15 protein-coding genes are annotated in these 15,820 nt (G+C 60.3%); 12 read left to right on the forward strand and 3 right to left on the reverse strand.

Annotated features, from left to right (window positions below):
* Positions 1 to 599 precede the first annotated feature (599 nt).
* The 4 genes from NLM31_RS27030 (at position 600) to NLM31_RS27045 (ending at position 4,139) form a co-directional block, all read left to right on the forward strand.
* The gene (locus NLM31_RS27030; RefSeq protein WP_254194221.1) at positions 600 to 920 is read left to right on the forward strand and encodes a Wzz/FepE/Etk N-terminal domain-containing protein; all 321 of its coding nucleotides are present in this window, start codon (positions 600 to 602) and stop codon (positions 918 to 920) included.
* On the forward strand, positions 917 to 1,987 hold the full coding sequence (gmd, locus tag NLM31_RS27035; RefSeq protein WP_254194222.1) for a GDP-mannose 4,6-dehydratase: 1,071 nt from the start codon (positions 917 to 919) through the stop codon (positions 1,985 to 1,987). Before NLM31_RS27030 ends, gmd begins: the two co-directional genes overlap by 4 nt.
* Positions 1,968 to 2,951, forward strand: a complete 984-nt coding sequence (locus NLM31_RS27040) for a GDP-L-fucose synthase (protein WP_309143706.1) — start codon at positions 1,968 to 1,970, stop codon at positions 2,949 to 2,951. The genes gmd and NLM31_RS27040 overlap by 20 nt, the downstream gene beginning before the upstream one ends.
* A gap of 483 nt (positions 2,952 to 3,434) precedes the next feature.
* A complete protein-coding gene (locus NLM31_RS27045) occupies positions 3,435 to 4,139 on the forward strand; it encodes a transglutaminase-like cysteine peptidase (protein WP_254194223.1) in 705 nt (234 codons plus the stop codon).
* Positions 4,140 to 4,174: 35 nt separating this feature from the next.
* Here NLM31_RS27045 and NLM31_RS27050 read toward each other — a convergent pair whose 3' ends face one another.
* From NLM31_RS27050 to NLM31_RS27060, 3 genes are all read right to left on the reverse strand, one after another.
* Complete coding sequence (locus tag NLM31_RS27050) at positions 4,175 to 4,540, reverse strand: helix-turn-helix domain-containing protein (protein ID WP_254194224.1); 366 nt, start codon at positions 4,538 to 4,540, stop codon at positions 4,175 to 4,177.
* Between the two features lie 535 nt (positions 4,541 to 5,075).
* The gene (locus NLM31_RS27055) at positions 5,076 to 6,338 is read right to left on the reverse strand and encodes a lipopolysaccharide biosynthesis protein (protein WP_254194225.1); all 1,263 of its coding nucleotides are present in this window, start codon (positions 6,336 to 6,338) and stop codon (positions 5,076 to 5,078) included.
* Between the two features lie 217 nt (positions 6,339 to 6,555).
* Positions 6,556 to 8,868 (reverse strand): polysaccharide biosynthesis tyrosine autokinase, encoded by a 2,313-nt coding sequence (locus NLM31_RS27060; protein ID WP_254194226.1) that lies wholly within the window; start codon positions 8,866 to 8,868, stop codon positions 6,556 to 6,558.
* 217 nt (positions 8,869 to 9,085) lie between these two features.
* Between NLM31_RS27060 and NLM31_RS27065 the strand changes: the two genes are divergently transcribed.
* The 8 genes from NLM31_RS27065 (at position 9,086) to NLM31_RS27100 (ending at position 15,817) form a co-directional block, all read left to right on the forward strand.
* The gene (locus NLM31_RS27065) at positions 9,086 to 10,435 is read left to right on the forward strand and encodes an O-antigen ligase family protein (protein ID WP_254194227.1); all 1,350 of its coding nucleotides are present in this window, start codon (positions 9,086 to 9,088) and stop codon (positions 10,433 to 10,435) included.
* Entirely contained in the window at positions 10,408 to 10,551 is a 144-nt protein-coding gene (locus tag NLM31_RS27070; protein ID WP_254132228.1) for a hypothetical protein, read from the forward strand. The genes NLM31_RS27065 and NLM31_RS27070 overlap by 28 nt, the downstream gene beginning before the upstream one ends.
* Positions 10,552 to 10,561: 10 nt before the next feature.
* Positions 10,562 to 11,692 carry an FAD-dependent oxidoreductase gene (locus tag NLM31_RS27075; protein ID WP_254132229.1) on the forward strand — a complete coding sequence of 377 codons (1,131 nt, stop codon included), beginning with the start codon at positions 10,562 to 10,564 and terminating at the stop codon, positions 11,690 to 11,692.
* Entirely contained in the window at positions 11,689 to 12,696 is a 1,008-nt protein-coding gene (locus NLM31_RS27080; RefSeq protein WP_254194228.1) for a hypothetical protein, read from the forward strand. The genes NLM31_RS27075 and NLM31_RS27080 overlap by 4 nt, the downstream gene beginning before the upstream one ends.
* Positions 12,697 to 12,766: 70 nt before the next feature.
* A complete protein-coding gene (locus tag NLM31_RS27085; protein ID WP_254194229.1) occupies positions 12,767 to 13,714 on the forward strand; it encodes a hypothetical protein in 948 nt (315 codons plus the stop codon).
* A complete protein-coding gene (locus NLM31_RS27090) occupies positions 13,711 to 14,544 on the forward strand; it encodes a sugar phosphate isomerase/epimerase (RefSeq protein ID WP_254194230.1) in 834 nt (277 codons plus the stop codon). Before NLM31_RS27085 ends, NLM31_RS27090 begins: the two co-directional genes overlap by 4 nt.
* Positions 14,541 to 14,966, forward strand: a complete 426-nt coding sequence (locus NLM31_RS27095) for a GtrA family protein (RefSeq protein ID WP_254194231.1) — start codon at positions 14,541 to 14,543, stop codon at positions 14,964 to 14,966. Before NLM31_RS27090 ends, NLM31_RS27095 begins: the two co-directional genes overlap by 4 nt.
* A gap of 50 nt (positions 14,967 to 15,016) precedes the next feature.
* Positions 15,017 to 15,817 (forward strand): glycosyltransferase family 2 protein, encoded by an 801-nt coding sequence (locus NLM31_RS27100; RefSeq protein WP_254194232.1) that lies wholly within the window; start codon positions 15,017 to 15,019, stop codon positions 15,815 to 15,817.
* Positions 15,818 to 15,820 lie beyond the last annotated feature (3 nt).

Below are 15,820 nucleotides of genomic sequence, written 5' to 3' on the forward strand. Positions count from 1 at the left end.
CCAAGGGCGCAAAATGGTTTCGGGCTGACTGTCGTTATCGACTCTGTTCGTCGCGGATACCGGTAACTTGCAAACGTGGGTTTATGGTGCGCTCGGAGGGCGGTTGGATTTCTAGCGATTTCAATAAGTTGCATAGGCCCGTCAACGCATGAGGTGCCTTTCCAACCCAAAAGTGTCTTAGAAAAGGTGGCGCTTTGAGATCATCCCATCTCACCCCCGCGCCTACCAATCCGTTCGGAGGTTCCTTGGTTTCGGTCGAATGTCCGGTCGACGGCTCGCCCGGCGAGACTTCAAGCGAGCTTTCGAAGAACAGGTCAGAACGGACGAGACGCGTTCGGCATACCCGAGTGCTCTGGGCATTCCGGCAAATGAGTCGAGTTTGTGCGGAATATCCAGCGCCATCCAACACGATAACGCACAACATACTGGACGAGGCACCTACATCACTTCATATCAAACTGTTGCAAAGGTGTATTGTTTGTTCGCTACAGAAGGCAATCAACGTTACGGGGCTGGCGTCACGGCGCAGCGGGCGGTGCTTGGTCACGCCAAGACCATGAGCCGAGATACTCCTAGCCGGTAGAGTTATGCGACTGTCAATGGATATGCCGTCGCACAGAATCCGTATCGGCTACAGCGGTGGGCGGGACGAAGCTTCGTCCTCGATATCGGCCTTGATCGACCAGCCGTCCAGACTGGCTCGGCGGCAATATTGGATCATTCTCATCGTGCCTGCCGCGACAATAGCCATCGGCCTGCTGTACCTGCCCGTCACCCCCTCGCAATACACCGCGACAGCTACGCTTTTGATCGACGGCAGCACGCTGCGCGTCATGCAGAACCAATTGCAGCCGCAGGCGGATATTCCGCTCGACACGCTTCAGGCGGGCTCGCTTCGGCGGGAGCGAGCTGTAGGATGAATAAACCTATCGCGCTCATCACCGGTATCACCGGGCAGGACGGCGCCTATCTCGCCGAACATCTGCTGTCGCTCGGCTATGTCGTCCACGGCATCAAGCGCCGCTCATCCTCGTTCAACACCGCGCGTGTCGACCATCTCTACCAGGATCCGCATGTCGGTAACGTGCCGTTCCTGATGCATTACGGCGACATGACGGATTCGACCAATCTGATCCGCCTGGTGCAGCAGATCCGGCCGACCGAGATCTACAATCTCGCCGCTCAAAGCCACGTCGCCGTCAGCTTCGAAAGCCCCGAATACACCGCCAACGCCGACGCCATCGGCGTGCTGCGGCTCCTGGAAGCGATCCGCATCCTCGGCATGGAGAAGGAGACGCGGTTCTACCAGGCCTCGACCTCCGAGCTCTACGGCCTGGTGCAGGAGATCCCACAGAAGGAGACCACACCGTTCTATCCGCGCTCGCCCTATGGCGTCGCCAAACTCTACGGCTACTGGATCACAGTGAACTACCGCGAAGCCTATGGCATGTTCGCGAGCAACGGCATCCTCTTCAACCATGAGAGCCCGATCCGCGGCGAGACCTTTGTCACCCGCAAGATCACCCGCGGCGTGGCGCGCATCGAAGTCGGGCTCGAGCAGACGCTCTATCTCGGCAATCTCGAGGCCAAGCGCGACTGGGGCCATGCCAAGGATTACGTCGAGGGCATGCACATGATCCTGCAGGCCGACAAGCCCGACGATTTCGTGCTCGCCACCGGCGAGACGCGCTCGGTGCGCGAGATGGTCGAGCTGTCCTTCGCGCAGGTCGGCCGCCGCGTCGAATGGCGCGGCACAGGCGTCGACGAGACCGGCATCGATGCCAAGAGCGGCAAGACGGTGGTGAAGATCGATCCGACCTATTTCCGCCCGACCGAGGTCGATCTGCTGATCGGCGATGCCAGCAAGGCGCGTCAGGTGCTGGGCTGGAAGCCGAAGCGGACCTTTGCGCAACTTGTCGAAGAGATGATGGCAAGCGATCTGGCCGAGGCCAAATGGGACGTCGCAAGTGGTAAGCGCACCGTTTGAGCTGACAGGCAAAAGCGTCTACGTCGCCGGCCATCGCGGCATGGTCGGTGCCGCGCTGGTGCGTCGGCTGGCGCGGGAGGACGTGAAACTCGTCACCGTGGACCGGCGCGAGGTCGATCTCTGCAATCAGGCCGCGGTGTTCGACTGGTTCGCGCGCGTGCGTCCCCAGGTCATCTTCATGGCCGCGGCCAAAGTCGGCGGCATCGTCGCCAACAACACGCTGCGCGCCGAGTTCATCTACGACAACATCGCGATCGCGGCGAACGTGATCCAGGCCGCGCACGTCAATGGCGCCGAGAAGCTGATGTTCCTCGGCTCGTCCTGCATCTATCCGAAACTCGCACCGCAGCCGCTGCGCGAGGATGCTGTGCTGACCGGCCCGCTGGAGCCGACCAACGAGCCTTACGCCATTGCCAAGATCGCCGGCATCAAAATGGCGGAAGCCTATCGCAGCCAGTATGGCTCCGACTTCATCAGCGTGATGCCGACCAATCTCTATGGCCCCGGCGACAATTATCACCCTGAACTGAGCCACGTCGTCGCCGCGTTGATCCGTCGCTTCCACGAGGCCAAGGTCTCCGGCGCAAAGAGCGTCGTCGTGTGGGGCACCGGCACGCCGCGGCGCGAGTTCCTCTATGTCGACGACATGGCCGATGCCTGCGTGCACCTGATGAAGACCTATTCGCAAGCCGAGCTGGTCAACATCGGCACCGGCGAGGACAACACCATCGCCGAGTTCGCGCGCGTGGTGGCCGAAATCGTCGGCTATCGCGGCGAAATCACCTACGATACCTCGCGTCCCGACGGCACGCCGCGCAAGCTGCTCGACGTCTGCCGTCTCGCCAAGCTCGGCTGGCGCGCGACGACGTCGCTTCACGATGGCCTGAAGCAGGCATACGCGGCGTATCTGTCGGATCATCCAGCCGCGACACGTCTAACCGTCTCAAGTCTTGCGCTGGACTAGTGAGGAAGAGGGCAGCCCGGAGGCGCCGGTTCTGGCGCTCGCCGCGGCGTCACGGTCCGCATCAATAGGCGTTACGTGGCTAGCCCTCTGGAAGCCGTGCTGCGGAGCGATCGCTGGGTCGTCGGCGACGCGATCGACATCATTGTCACGCGGACATGGAGCTATGTGCTCTGGCAACGACATGGACATGGGCAGCATGGACATGAGCGAGTTCCGCATGATCCCCGCAGTGAGCTGGTGGTGTCCTTGCAGCGGTGATGGGCGACCCGCTTCATGTTCAGTTCGGATTGCCTTCAGGAACACCGCAAGCGTAACTTTGCCGACACCGTCCGCACCTTAACTGAAATCACACCATGGCGCCCCCGCGAGACTGCTTTCGCGGAGATCCATTCAATTTGAAGCAATCGCTTAGCGGGATCGCGAGCTGTCTCTGCCAGCCTTCCATTCGGAATCTGATGGGGAACGGGCATGACGAGATTCTGCATGAACGGGCGGACCGCCGCCACACGGCTTCGCGCATGGACACTTGCCGCGATTGCCGTGGCTGCCGTCTTCGCGTTGGATGCTCTCCCGGCTCGCGCCTTCCTTGCCCGTCCGGCGCTGTTCGCCGCGATCGGCGGGGCGACGAAGGCGCCCGGCGGATGGTTGCAGCTCTGCGCCGCAGATACCGACGAATGCAAGCCCTTGGCCGATCAGGCGCGCGAGGTGACCCTCACGCCGGATCTGCTCCAGCAGCTTTACGAGATCAACAAATACGTCAACGACCGCGTGACCTGGACTAGCGATTCCGAGCTCTACGGAAAAGCTGAACGTTGGGCCTACCCGCTCGACCGAGGCGATTGCGAGGACATGGTTCTGCTCAAACGCCGGCTGCTCGCCAAGGCCGGTTGGCCACAGGGCGCCTTGCTGATCACCATCGTCGAGGAGCGCGGCCAGGAGAAGACGCGTCACGCGGTGCTGACCGTCCGGTCCGACCGCGGCGAAATGATCCTCGACAACCAGACCCCGGAAATCCTGTTCTGGTACGAGACCAGCTACCGTTATCTGTCACGGCAGAGCGCCGACGACCCGAATGTCTGGGTGTCCTACGGCGCCGGCCAGACCAAGCCGGCGACCGCGGTAGCGAGTTCGGCTCCGGTTGCGCCCTCGCCCTACCCCCTGCCTCCCCCGTTGGGGATCAAGCCCTAAAGCGCGAACGCGGCCCTCCAGGTGCGGATCAAGTTTCAGCCCTTCTCGGGACGCCGAGGCCGCGGCTCATGCCGTGCACGAAGTTCCTCTTCGTACTTCAGCTTCTCCAGCAACATGTCAGTAACAAGACGTCGCAATTGGGCGTTTTCGAGCTCCAGTCGCTTGATCGTATCGCCAGACGAGGCATCGCGCGGTCCACCCACGCTGCTCATGATGTCGTTGTCTGCGTCATCCGCCCCCGCATCAGGAGATTTGATCATCTTCTTCCAGCGGTGATAGGTCATGACACTCACGCCAAGAGCTTTCGATATTTCGCGCTGAGTCTTGCCTCTGGCCACGAGTTGATCTGCCTGGGCCAGCTTGGCCGAAATCTCCTCCGAGGCATGCCTTTTGCCAACCATATAGTGGCCCTCTCCGGCCGATTCTTGCCCACCAAGAGCTAGTAATCGCAAATCGTAAACCTTTTCAATAGGCCGACGATACCCCTGGACCAGCTATTCGTCGCATGGCGACCTTGGCGCTGCGATCGCTCGCACGGGGTACATGAGGCGACAAGCCGAGCAACCAGGGTCAAAATGCCAGACAGGCCACTTAAAACCGTTGCGAGCCCGTTTCGCGACGCATGCTCGCCTCGATATGCGTCGGGCGATCACATCAACTATCAGTACGATATCGAGCGTCAGGCTCCGGGCATACCATAGCATAGACCGAGCGCGGTCACGCCGGCATCGATTATCCGCGCCGGCCAAGCGGGCAAGATGAGCCACGGCAAATCAGCCGTCTCGGGCGCTGTCGGAACGGCGCTACTAACGCTCAGAACATCGTCAGCGATCAATAACATCCAAGCCGATCATATTCGGCGTGGTGGATTCATGACGTCGAAATTCGTAGAGATCAACCTTGGCAGGAACGATGACCTTGGGCAGATCGGAAATTTCAGCGCGTCGCTCTCAGCACTTCCTGACCCGAGATCATAGCGGTCACCACGCTGGCAACGACAAGCCCCCAAACGACTCCGGTCAACCCTGACTCCCGTTGCAGGATCAACGCCGAGCCGAGGAATGCGATCAAGCCTGCGGCCCGGACAAACATAATAGCGCGCGTCCGGTTCAGCGCCAGCAGCGCTCCCGCCATGCCCTGGTTGACGGCTTCGGTCACGACCAAGATTGCAAATGGCCACATCAAAGGAGCAGCGGCAACGATCTCGGCTCTCCTGTAGAAGAATTCCAGGACCTGGGCAGGCCATCCGACAAGAATGATCGAAAATCCGGATGCGAGAAGCACGAACACTGCCGTCACGGCCGATACGCGCTTGCGCATGGCGTGGCCATCCGATCGGGTCGCAGCTTCGGCAAGCCGCGGCACGGTCAACTGATTTATGGCAACGTTGATCTGACTGATCGGTGTGACGATGTTGAACAGCGCACGCAGGGCTCCTCCAGCGGCTGGCCCGGCAAACGTCGCCACAAGCGGAATGACACCCTGGCTGCCGACCCAGGAGATCAAAGACGCGCCCAGCAACCAACGGCTGGACCGGAACACGTCGCGAGCCACCTCATAGATGGCTGCACGCGAGACGACATCGACCGGTGATATCCGGGCCGCGACACCAAAAATCACAGCTGGAATGCTGGCCGCCGCCCAAACGAAAATCGCCATCACCGGCGTAAGCCGGTCAAGCAGAACGAGACATGCGAGGAGCCCGAAAATCGTTAACGCATAACTCACGCCGCTCAGCGCGGCGATGTCAACGCGATCTTCGATGTAGCAGAGACGACGAACAAATGATTGGAAGCGTTGAACCGGATTTACGACGGCCAGGCAAAGCAGAATTGCGCCGAGCTCCGGCGACCAATACAAGATCGTGATGCCCGCGGCGGCGACGGCAACGCTCGTCAATCCGCCCAATGCTATGCTGATCCACGCGACCGCGCTCCTGAAGTCCCCACGCGGGCCACGCACCCGCGTACTGGCGAATGCCGGCAAGGCGTCGTTAATCAGCGCGCCCGTCACGGTCTCGGCCAATATCGAGGTCGTCCAGGCAATGCTGTAATAGCCAAAACTTTCCAGGGAAACGTGGTTGGCCAGCACGATCGTGAAGAGGAAATTCGACAGGCTCACACAGCCCTGATCAACGAGCGCGAACAGCGCGCGGCCTTTCCATCGACCGGCGACGCGCAAGGCACTCGTCAGCATCATTGCTCCCCCACGACCGCGTTGGCCGATGAGGCAGTCCTTAACCGGCCTTTGGAACAGGTATGCGACAAGCCGGGCTGCTTTCCGAAGAACCGTGTCAGAGTTCGATATTGGCGAGACACAAAGCGCTCGACCGAGCAACGCAGCGACGGGCGCGATCGGTTGATTTGCCTACAGCAACTGCTGTGCTTCAATGTGACGCCACTCGATCGTCGGTTGCTCAGTGGGCGTAGTCGGGTTGCGCGTAGTAGCCGACCACGTGATGTTCGTGGCGGCGAAATGCGTTCATGTCGACCTTGTTGAGAACGGCTCCCAGCAGCCGGTCGTGAACCTCGGGCGCCGCCAACATCTGCTGTCGAACGGCCACCAGGCTGGTCCGTCCCCACTCTATTACGTAGACATAGGAATCGACGAGGCTGGCGCTCGCGCGCACTTCCGTGACAGGCCCCAGCGGAGGCAGGTCGACGATAATGGTATCGAACTGCTCCCGCAGGCGTGCAATCAGCATTCTGAACGACTCCGAGGCGAGAACCTCCCGCGACGGCGCGAGCGGGGAGCCAACAACGGCCGGGAGAAACGCCAGTCCAGTCGTTGCATCGGTGCGCACCGCATCGTCGAGCTCGACCGTTCCGTCCAGGACCTCCAGCAGTCCGTTCCCCTCCTGTGCACCGGCGACGCGGCTCAACGACGGATTGCGCACATCGATATCTATCAAAATGACCTTCTTACCAGCCTGGGCGATCAATTCGGCAAGATTGCTCGCCACCGTCGACTTTCCCTCCGCCGCGTAGGTCGACGTGACACCGATGACCTTGCAGGGCTGGCCGCGTCTGCCGATATCCGCTGCCACCTTGATCGATCTGATCGCGTTCGCAAATGGCGACAACGGCGCAAAGACGACGAACCGGAAAAATTCGCCTCGTCGGGGCGGCGGATGATTTCCCGCTTCTGCGGCCTTGGGCCATGACATGCGCCAGCGCCGACGCGGGTGCGGCTGCACACCGTGCATCAACCGCGGCACGACGGCGAGGCAGCTCGTCTGCAAGATCTCATGCACCTGCCGGGTCGTACGAAATACGCGATCAAGCACTTCCCATGCAACGGCAACGATGACGCTCAACCAGAGCCCAACGAGAATAGAGCCCCCTAGCACAGAGAACGTCTTCGGCCCGCTCTTTGGCGCTCGCGGGTTCGCCGGGCTGACGAGGCGGGCCTCGGTGATCGGGAACGACTGCTGTTGAATCGCTTCCATGTAGCGCGTCAGAAAGTTGTCGTAGATGCTGTGATAGGCTTGAGCGTTGGTTTCGAGCTCCCGTAGACCGATCCGCTCGCGACTGGTCGTGCGGGCGTCCGACACCATGTCGGCGAGCTTGGTCTTGAGCGTTTCCTCCCGAGCCTTTGCGATCTCGTAATCGCTCGTGTTGCTCTCCGCGATGCGGCGAAGCTCGGCCCCGATCGACTGGCGGATCTGGTACATTTGTTCGCGTAGATTGATCGTGGCCTGGTGGTCATTGCCATAACGGGTCGACAAGAGTCCCTCCCGCGCGGCGAGGTCGAGGTACTGGTTGCGCAACCGGATGACGACTTCGCTCTTGATCGATTCCGCCACCCCCGCGTCAGGGATATCCTGCTTCAATATCTCCTGGATGCGATCGACCCGCGTCTTCGCATCGCTGCTCGCCATGCGAGCGGCGCTCAGCTGGCTTGCCAGGTCCCCCAGCTGCTGCTCCTCGAGGGCGCGCATGCTTGTGCTCGCGCCGCCCGGCGAGGAGGCGATCCCAATGTCGACGATATTGTTGTTTTGCTTGTAGTCGAGAACCGCGCGATCGACGGCGGTGGCCTGCGTCCGGAGCTCAGTCATTCGCTCTTCGAGCCATTTACTGGCTCGTCGCGTCGCCTCGTATTTCGCGTCAAGCTGATCGACGATGTAGGCCTCAACAATGGCATTGGCAATCTCGGCTGCCTGGGCCGGGCGCCGCGAGGTGAAGGCAACGTCCAGCGCGTAGCTCCGCCCGACACGGGTGATAGCACGCCGACGAAGGAAGCTGTCGAGAGCAACCGCAATGCGCTCGTCTTCCGAATGGTCCGGGCCCCGCATGTCGTCGCCGCCGAACAGCCAAATGGAGGGCGTCAAGAGCGGGCGCCAGAGCCCTGCCCGCACGAATTCAGGATCGTCCATGAGGTGCAGGTCCCTGACGACGGACTTGGCGACCTTGTCGGACTTGAGCAACTCGACCTGGGATTCCACCTGGGCGGTGTCAAGCGGGACATCGGCCGGTGAGGGCTGCAGCGCCCGTAGCTTGCTGGAGTCGATCATCAGCACCGCATGGGCGGTGTACTCGGCCGGAGCCGTCAACAGATAGACAAGACCAATGCCGGTAGCGAGCCCGGTCACGATCGCGAATATCATGTAGCGGCGCCGGAGAAAGCCGCTGATCCGCTCGACGAGGTCGGAAATGGACACGGATAGGCCCGCCAGCTCGCGCTCGGACAGATCAGCCCCTCTCTCGTGCAAGTGCGTTCGGGTATCCATGTTTGCAGAGTCCAGATTCCGTTGCGCTCGCAGGGAACCACTCGCAGTCACCCCTCCCCCCACTGACATGATAGCTTTACAGTATCATGACGTCATACCTTATCATCATGATAGGGCTTCAAACGCGCACGGCGGGTCATCATGTTGATAACATTACCGACTACGCTTGCCGGCGCTCGATCAAGCCTGATGGAAACCCCGAACAGGCCCCGAAACGATGCTGAAAGGCGACCATGCCTGCGAGTGGGAATTTGCTGGAAACAACCGGATGAGAGGCCGCGACCAAGCATCCAGGCTCGAGGTGTATTTCGCCACCGCCCTGCTCGTCTTTTCTTCCGGAGTGGTATACGTCGCATTCTTGCCGGACCCTGCTGGCGAAACATTCGTCGCAGCCGGTGAGTCCGTTGTGTACGGGGCGTTATGGGCAGCTGGATACCTTGTATTGGCCTTGTTCGTCGGCATGCACTTCCGCGGTGTTCTAACGGTATTCACGACGCATTGGCCGATGCTGGTCTTACTCTTTGCGCACCTACTGCCGGAACTCATCGAATCTCATTCCTGGCCACGTCTCGTGCTGCTGTTTGCCACCGTGACGTTTTGCGCATGGATGGCGTCTCGCTTTTCTCCGCGCCAGATGATTGTCACGCTAACCTACGTCCTGCCGATCGTGATCATCATCCATTCCTTGAGCCCAATCGTGAATACGACTTACGAAGCTGATCTGGCCGAACGGGAAACCCTTATCGGCTCTATAGCCTATGCCGGCCTGTTTTCACACAAACAGCAGGCGGCAATGACATTCAGCATCTCATTCATTTTCTACACGTTGCTGATCTTTGCATCGCGGGTTTCCTGGCAATGGAACTTGCTGGGCGCTGCGACGAGCCTTCTTTTTCTCCTTCTCAGCGGATCGGCGAACGGGATCGTGGTGACCTTGGTGACGCTCGACGTCTCGCTGTGTCTGTGGGCGCTCATAAGAAACAGGACATACCTCTTCTATGTCAGCGCGTTCACTTCCATCGTCATGGCGACGTTGCTGTATGTCCAATCAGACCTGCTGTTCGGAGCGCTGGACCGCTCGTCTGATCTGACCGGGCGGACGACCCTGTGGGAGCAATGGCCTGGATTCTTCTATGACCGCCTGCTCACCGGGTACGGCTACTCTGGCTTCTTTGTAGAAGACGGCCCGGCCGAACGACTGTGGGCCCTGGATGACTATTTCCGTGCCCCGAACTTCCACAATTCATTTCTCGATGTCGGCATAGCGGCGGGCGCACCCGGTTTGCTTTCGCTGCTGCTGATTTTGTTGTTCGGTCTCATCGGCACCTGCTCGGCGGCCTGCAGGTCTCGCCGGTCGTTCGTCGTGATCTTTTTTGCACTGTTCCTGGCGGCCTGCCTGTTCGGAATAGGCGATGGCTCGCTGTTGGTTCACAATAACTTCGTTACGATCTGTTTCGTTACGATCTATTTCAAGTTCGGGATCAAGTTGCGCGCGCGGATCACCCCTGAATTTGCAATTCCACTTCGACGAGAGGACGCATGGCCGCTTCCGCGCGCGGCGGAGTGAAGCAACACGACATCGCGGACGAGGCCAACGACGGATTGATTGTCCGCGAAGAGCGAGCGCTTTCAGGCTGGGATGAGCCACATTTCGAGGCCAAGCCGAGTGAAGCATGGATGTAGGGACTAGAGCGTGCGCCGGCAGCAGTTCGTAGTAGTGGGCGGAGGATTCTTCGGTTTGTATCTATCCGAATTTCTTGCCCTAAATGGCCATGCGGTCCTGCTTTGCGAGCGCGAGCCCGATTTCATGCGGCGGGCGTCACATAACAACCAGGCCAGGGTTCACAACGGCTACCATTATCCGCGAAGCGTTCTGACCGCGCTGAGATCTCGTGTATCGTTCCCTCGTTTCGTGGCCGAGTTTCGGGATTGTGTTGTTTCCGATTTTCACTCGTTCTATCTGATCGGCTCGAAACTCGGCAAAGTGACCCCAGCGCAGTTCGCGAAGTTTTGCGAGAGGATCGGGGCACCATACGAAGTTGCTCCGAACTGGCTGCGGAGCCTGACCAATCCGAATTTCATCGAGGCATGTTTCTCTGCTGTGGAATACGCCTTCAACGCCGACGCTCTGCGGTCAGTCATGCACCGCCGCATCGCGTCGGCCGGCGTCGAATGGCGGCTGCAGACCACAGTCGAGAAGGTGCGCATCGAAAGGGACCGCCTGGCAGCGACCATTCGAAATGCCGATGGCTCGACCGAGGACGTCATAGCCGATCAGATATTCAATTGCGCTTATTCCAACATCAATCATTTGCTGACTAATTCTGCGCTTCCCGCGATCGCACTCAAGCACGAAATGACCGAGATGTGCATCGTTCAGGTTCCCGAGGTGCTCCAGAACGTCGGGGTCACCGTGATGTGTGGTCCATTCTTCTCGGTGATGCCGTTTCCTCCGCTGGCGCGGCATTCATTCAGTCACGTGCGATACACGCCTCGCTACGAGTGCTTCGAGGAACCAGGTGGTGATCCGACCAGGCTCTGGACCGCGAAGCCGTCTGCTAGCTCCTGGGAATTCATGCGCCGCGACGCCGCTCGGCACATGCCCATCCTCGGTGACTGCCGCCATGAAGACTCGCTGTGGGAAGTCAAGACCGTGTTGCCTCGGAGTGAAACCGATGACTCCAGGCCAATCCTCTTCCGTCCCAATCACGGCCTCCCAGGGTTGCACAGCATACTCGGGGGCAAGATCGACAATGTCTACGATGTGATTTCAGTCATTGAAGCGCAGGGCCTCGTGACACGAACCGGGAGCACGCAGCGGTGAAAAGTGACGCCTTCGTTTCCGTCATCATCATCGTCGAGCGCCCGGATGACTCTTTGAGGAGCGGCGTGGCGGCGGTATGGGACGAACTTAATACGCGGTATTCGGATTATGAGCTCATCCTGATCGTACAAGGACCGGCGCGGCGTCTCGTCGACGCCCGCCTCGCCGATATTCTTGCCACAACACCGAGTCTTCGCCTCATTCAACTGGCCTACGCGGTGGACTACGAAGTCGCCTGCAGCGCTGGGATCGACAACGCCATCGGCGATTTCGTTGTCATTTTTGATCCGATCGTCGACCGCCTGCAGTCGATCAGCGATGGGGTCGTCGCCTGTCAGAAGGGGACCGACATCATCATTGGCGTCAACAGCCGCCCGCTGCCGCCGCTCTATGGTTTGACGCGCAGCTTGGCCAGCCGACTGCTCGCCGCAATCGATTACCAAATCCCGGCGAATGCGACTGGATTTCGTTGCGTGAGCCGGCGAGCGATCAACGCTGTCATCGAAACCGGTCGGTTCCACCATCAGTTCGCCCAACGCCTCCAGAAGACCGGCTACTCGTCAGAAGCGCTGGTTTATGAAACCAAAGTCGACGTTCATCGGCAGCGATCGCTGTTCCGCGCGGCCAGGAGATTTCTCCGCCTGCTCGTCTTCAATTCGTCACGACCTCTGCGGTGGATGTCGGGCGTCGGGCTGCTAGGAAGCTTTCTGGGCTTTTCCTTTGCTGTCTACGTTTTGCTCGTCCGCCTCTTGAAGCGCGGCGTGGTCGAAGGTTGGACGACGACGGTCCTCTTCTTGTCAGTGCAGTTCATGCTGTTGTTCGTCATTCTCGCTTTCATCAGCGAATACCTCAGTCGTTTGCTCGAGGAGCAACGGGGGACGAGCGACTACGCCGTCATATATGAGAAGCACAGTCCGGTTGGGCTCGGCGACGCACGGGTAAACGTCCTGTCGCAATCGACGTCTACGGAAATCAATGAGGTTCAGACGGCAATCGGTGCATAGCTCGTTTGGACAATGTGAGGTCCTGGCTTGTGGATCTGGATTTGAAAGCGGCGCAAGGCGCGGAGAGCGAATGGCAAACGCACTAGTTGGTCATACCGGGTTCGTCGGAACAAATCTCCTTCTGGCACACGAGTTCTCGGCCCGCTTCAACTCGCAAAATATCTCCGATATCGAGGGCAAGCGGTACGAACTGGTAGTCTGCGCCGCCGCGCCCGCGTCGATGTGGGCCGCCAACAAGGACCCGGACGGCGACCTGGCCAATATCCGCAGGCTGCTGTCCCATCTTGAGAAAGTCACCGCCGAGCGTTTCGTGCTGATTTCGACCATCGCCACGCTCGCCGAGCCAACCGGCCTCGATGAAGACGCCAACCGCTTCGAGGCGAACAAAGCCTACGGCTCCAATCGTCGTTTCCTTGAAGAAGCGGCAGCGGCGCTGTTTCCAAAGATACACATCCTGCGCCTGCCGGCACTCTACGGCGTCGGCCTGAAAAAGAATTTCATCTTCGACATCGCCAACCCGATCCCCTCGTTCTTCACCGAAGCGAAATTCGCCGAACTGAGCGATCGCCTTCCCGGGCCGGCAGCTGCGGTTCTGCGCGCCGTCTATCACCACGATGCAGCATTGGGAATGCTGCGCTGCGACCGCAAGGCGCTCGTCGGCACCGGCCGGATCGCGTTGACGGACGCCCTCTTCGACGCCGGCTTCACCGCGGTACACTTCACCCATGCCGACAGCACCTTCCAGTACTACGGCCTCGATCGCCTTTGGCGGGACATCGAAGTCGTCATCGCGAACGAATTGCCAATCGTCCATCTCGCTCCAGAGCCGTTGCGGGCCCGCGACATCCACCAGACGCTGACCGGGCGCCCCTTCGACGGCAGAACTGCTCCTCTCTATCATGAGGACATGCGAACGCGTCACGCGACCTTGTGGGACGCGAAGGACCCATACCTCGTCAACTCCGCGGGTGTGCTGCACGATCTCAAAATCTTCTTCGAGAAAGGCGCGGTGTCGTGAAGTTTGCCGTTTCCAACATCGCTTGGCTCTACGCCGAGCGATTAGACGCTTACGCGGTCCTTCGCGACCACGGCTTCTCCGGCCTCGAAATTGCGCCGAGCCTGCTGTTCGCCGAAGAGAACGATCCCTTTGCCCCGTCCGTGCAGGCGGTGGGCTCGCGCGTCGCTGAATTCGAACGGTTCGGTCTGGAGTTGGTTTCCGCCCAGTCGCTGCTTTTCGGTGTCGATGACGCGGATCTGTTCGGCTCTCCGTCAGGTCGGGAACGTTTCGATACCGGCCTTGCACGCGCGATCGAGTTCGCCGGGCGTCTCGGCATCCCCAATCTCGTCGTCGGATCACCGAAACAGCGCATCGTGCCCCCAGGCCTCTCGGAGGACGACGTGACGGGCCGCGTGAGGGACGCGTTCTGCCCGCTGGGCGATCTCGCAGCCGCAAACGGAACGCGGCTGGCGATGGAACCCAACGCTGTGGGCTACGGCACGAACTTCATGACCACCGTCGACGAGACGATCGCCGCAGTTCGCAAGATTGGCCATCCGGCAGTGACGCTGAACTTCGACACGGGCGCACTCTACATGACGGATGGCTACGACGACGTCGCCGCCAGCGTTGCTGAAGCCGCGGCCTATATATCCCATGTCCACGTCTCTGCTGCGAATCTAGCGCCCTCACCGGTAAGTGAAGCCGACGCACACTCCCTGCTCGATGCCCTCGCCGACATTGAGTACGATCGCGCCGTATCGATCGAAATGAAAGCCGTTTCGGATGGTCTTAAGACACTGAAGGCGTGTGTCGTCCGCCTGCGCGCCGCGGCCGAAAGCTGGTCATGAAGATCCTGGCGTTTCCATCTTGGGAAATGCTGCGTTTCGCGGCCGTGATCGTCACTGGACTAGCCGTGGACCTAACGACGGCCTTCGGCGTCACCGCGGCTCTCGGCCTGCCCGTGGCGGCGGGAGTGGCCGCTGGCTTCTTCGTCGGAGCGTTGTTCAACTATGCCTGCCACGAGCTCTGGACGTTCCGCGAGAAAGGACGCGCGCTCTCGGCGCATCGAGCGTCGCTCTACCTGATGTCGGCCGTCCTCGTCCTCTGCGTACGCGTTCTCGTCGCCTCTTCGCTATCGCCGTGGGCGGCGAACCTAGCGTCGCGCTTCGCCGTGCTGATCGCGGCGGCCGGCGTCTCGTTTGTTGTGAATTATCTACTTAGCCGTTTCATGGTGTATCGCCGCGTGTCGTCACGCTGCGAGACAGTCTGATGCAACGCGGCGCTCAGGTTCCAGCACGGTGTCGAGAGGTCCAAAACGGAATGGAAGTCATTACGCAGGAGCCATCGACGGCTCGCCAAGTTCCCGCCTTCGACATCCATCTCTACAATCCCAAGCGAAGCCGCCACGCGCTGGTCATTCCCGTGATCAACGAGGGCGAACGAATACGCCGCCAGCTACGGATGATCGCGGACGTCGCTCCCCCCGTCGATGTGATCGTTGCCGATGGAGGCTCCACGGACAGTTCGGTCAATGCGGAATTTGTTTCGGCCCTTCCCGTCCGCGCCGTGTTGGTCAAGACTGGGCCGGGTAAACTCAGCGCACAGTTGAGAATGGCTTACGCTTGGTGCCTCGACGAAGGTTACGAGGGAATCATCACGATGGATGGCAACGGCAAGGATGGCGCGGAAGCGATCGCCTCGATGTGCGCCAAACTCGCCGAGGGTTACGATTATGTCCAGGGCTCTCGATATCTTCCAGGCGGTAAGGCGGAGAATACGCCCCTGGAACGCACCCTCGCGAACCGCTGCATCCACGCGCCACTGCTGAGCTTCGCCGGACGGCATTGGTATACTGACACGACCAACGGCTTCCGCGGGTACTCCCGTCGTTATCTTCTGGATTCGCGGGTTGCGCCTTTCCGGGATGTGTTCCAGCGGTACGAGTTGCTGTTTTATCTCACGGCACGGGCCGGTCAGCTGGGGATGAAAGTCTGCGAGGTACCGGTCCGCCGTAGCTATCCCCTCGGCGAAGCGCCCCCCACAAAGATCGCCGGCTTCAAGGGCAAGCTTGCCATGCTCGGCGAGTTATTCGACGTCGTCAGGGGCGTCTACGTCCCGTGAAGC

Origin of the sequence: Bradyrhizobium sp. CCGUVB4N (assembly GCF_024199945.1) — a bacterium.
In the GTDB taxonomy this organism is placed as follows: domain Bacteria; phylum Pseudomonadota; class Alphaproteobacteria; order Rhizobiales; family Xanthobacteraceae; genus Bradyrhizobium.

Bases quoted from the DNA above. Each gene is read 5' to 3' on its own strand.
- NLM31_RS27065 (WP_254194227.1), top strand. From the start codon at position 9,086: ATGCTGAAAGGCGACCATGCCTGCGAGTGGGAATTTGCTGGAAACAAC.
- NLM31_RS27070 (WP_254132228.1), top strand. From the start codon at position 10,408: ATGGCCGCTTCCGCGCGCGGCGGAGTGAAGCAACACGACATCGCGGAC.
- NLM31_RS27045 (WP_254194223.1), top strand. From the start codon at position 3,435: ATGAACGGGCGGACCGCCGCCACACGGCTTCGCGCATGGACACTTGCC.
- gmd (WP_254194222.1), top strand. From the start codon at position 917: ATGAATAAACCTATCGCGCTCATCACCGGTATCACCGGGCAGGACGGC.
- NLM31_RS27050 (WP_254194224.1), bottom strand. From the start codon at position 4,540: ATGGTTGGCAAAAGGCATGCCTCGGAGGAGATTTCGGCCAAGCTGGCC.
- NLM31_RS27060 (WP_254194226.1), bottom strand. From the start codon at position 8,868: ATGGATACCCGAACGCACTTGCACGAGAGAGGGGCTGATCTGTCCGAG.
- NLM31_RS27085 (WP_254194229.1), top strand. From the start codon at position 12,767: ATGGCAAACGCACTAGTTGGTCATACCGGGTTCGTCGGAACAAATCTC.
- NLM31_RS27055 (WP_254194225.1), bottom strand. From the start codon at position 6,338: ATGATGCTGACGAGTGCCTTGCGCGTCGCCGGTCGATGGAAAGGCCGC.
- NLM31_RS27030 (WP_254194221.1), top strand. From the start codon at position 600: ATGGATATGCCGTCGCACAGAATCCGTATCGGCTACAGCGGTGGGCGG.
- NLM31_RS27100 (WP_254194232.1), top strand. From the start codon at position 15,017: ATGGAAGTCATTACGCAGGAGCCATCGACGGCTCGCCAAGTTCCCGCC.
- NLM31_RS27095 (WP_254194231.1), top strand. From the start codon at position 14,541: ATGAAGATCCTGGCGTTTCCATCTTGGGAAATGCTGCGTTTCGCGGCC.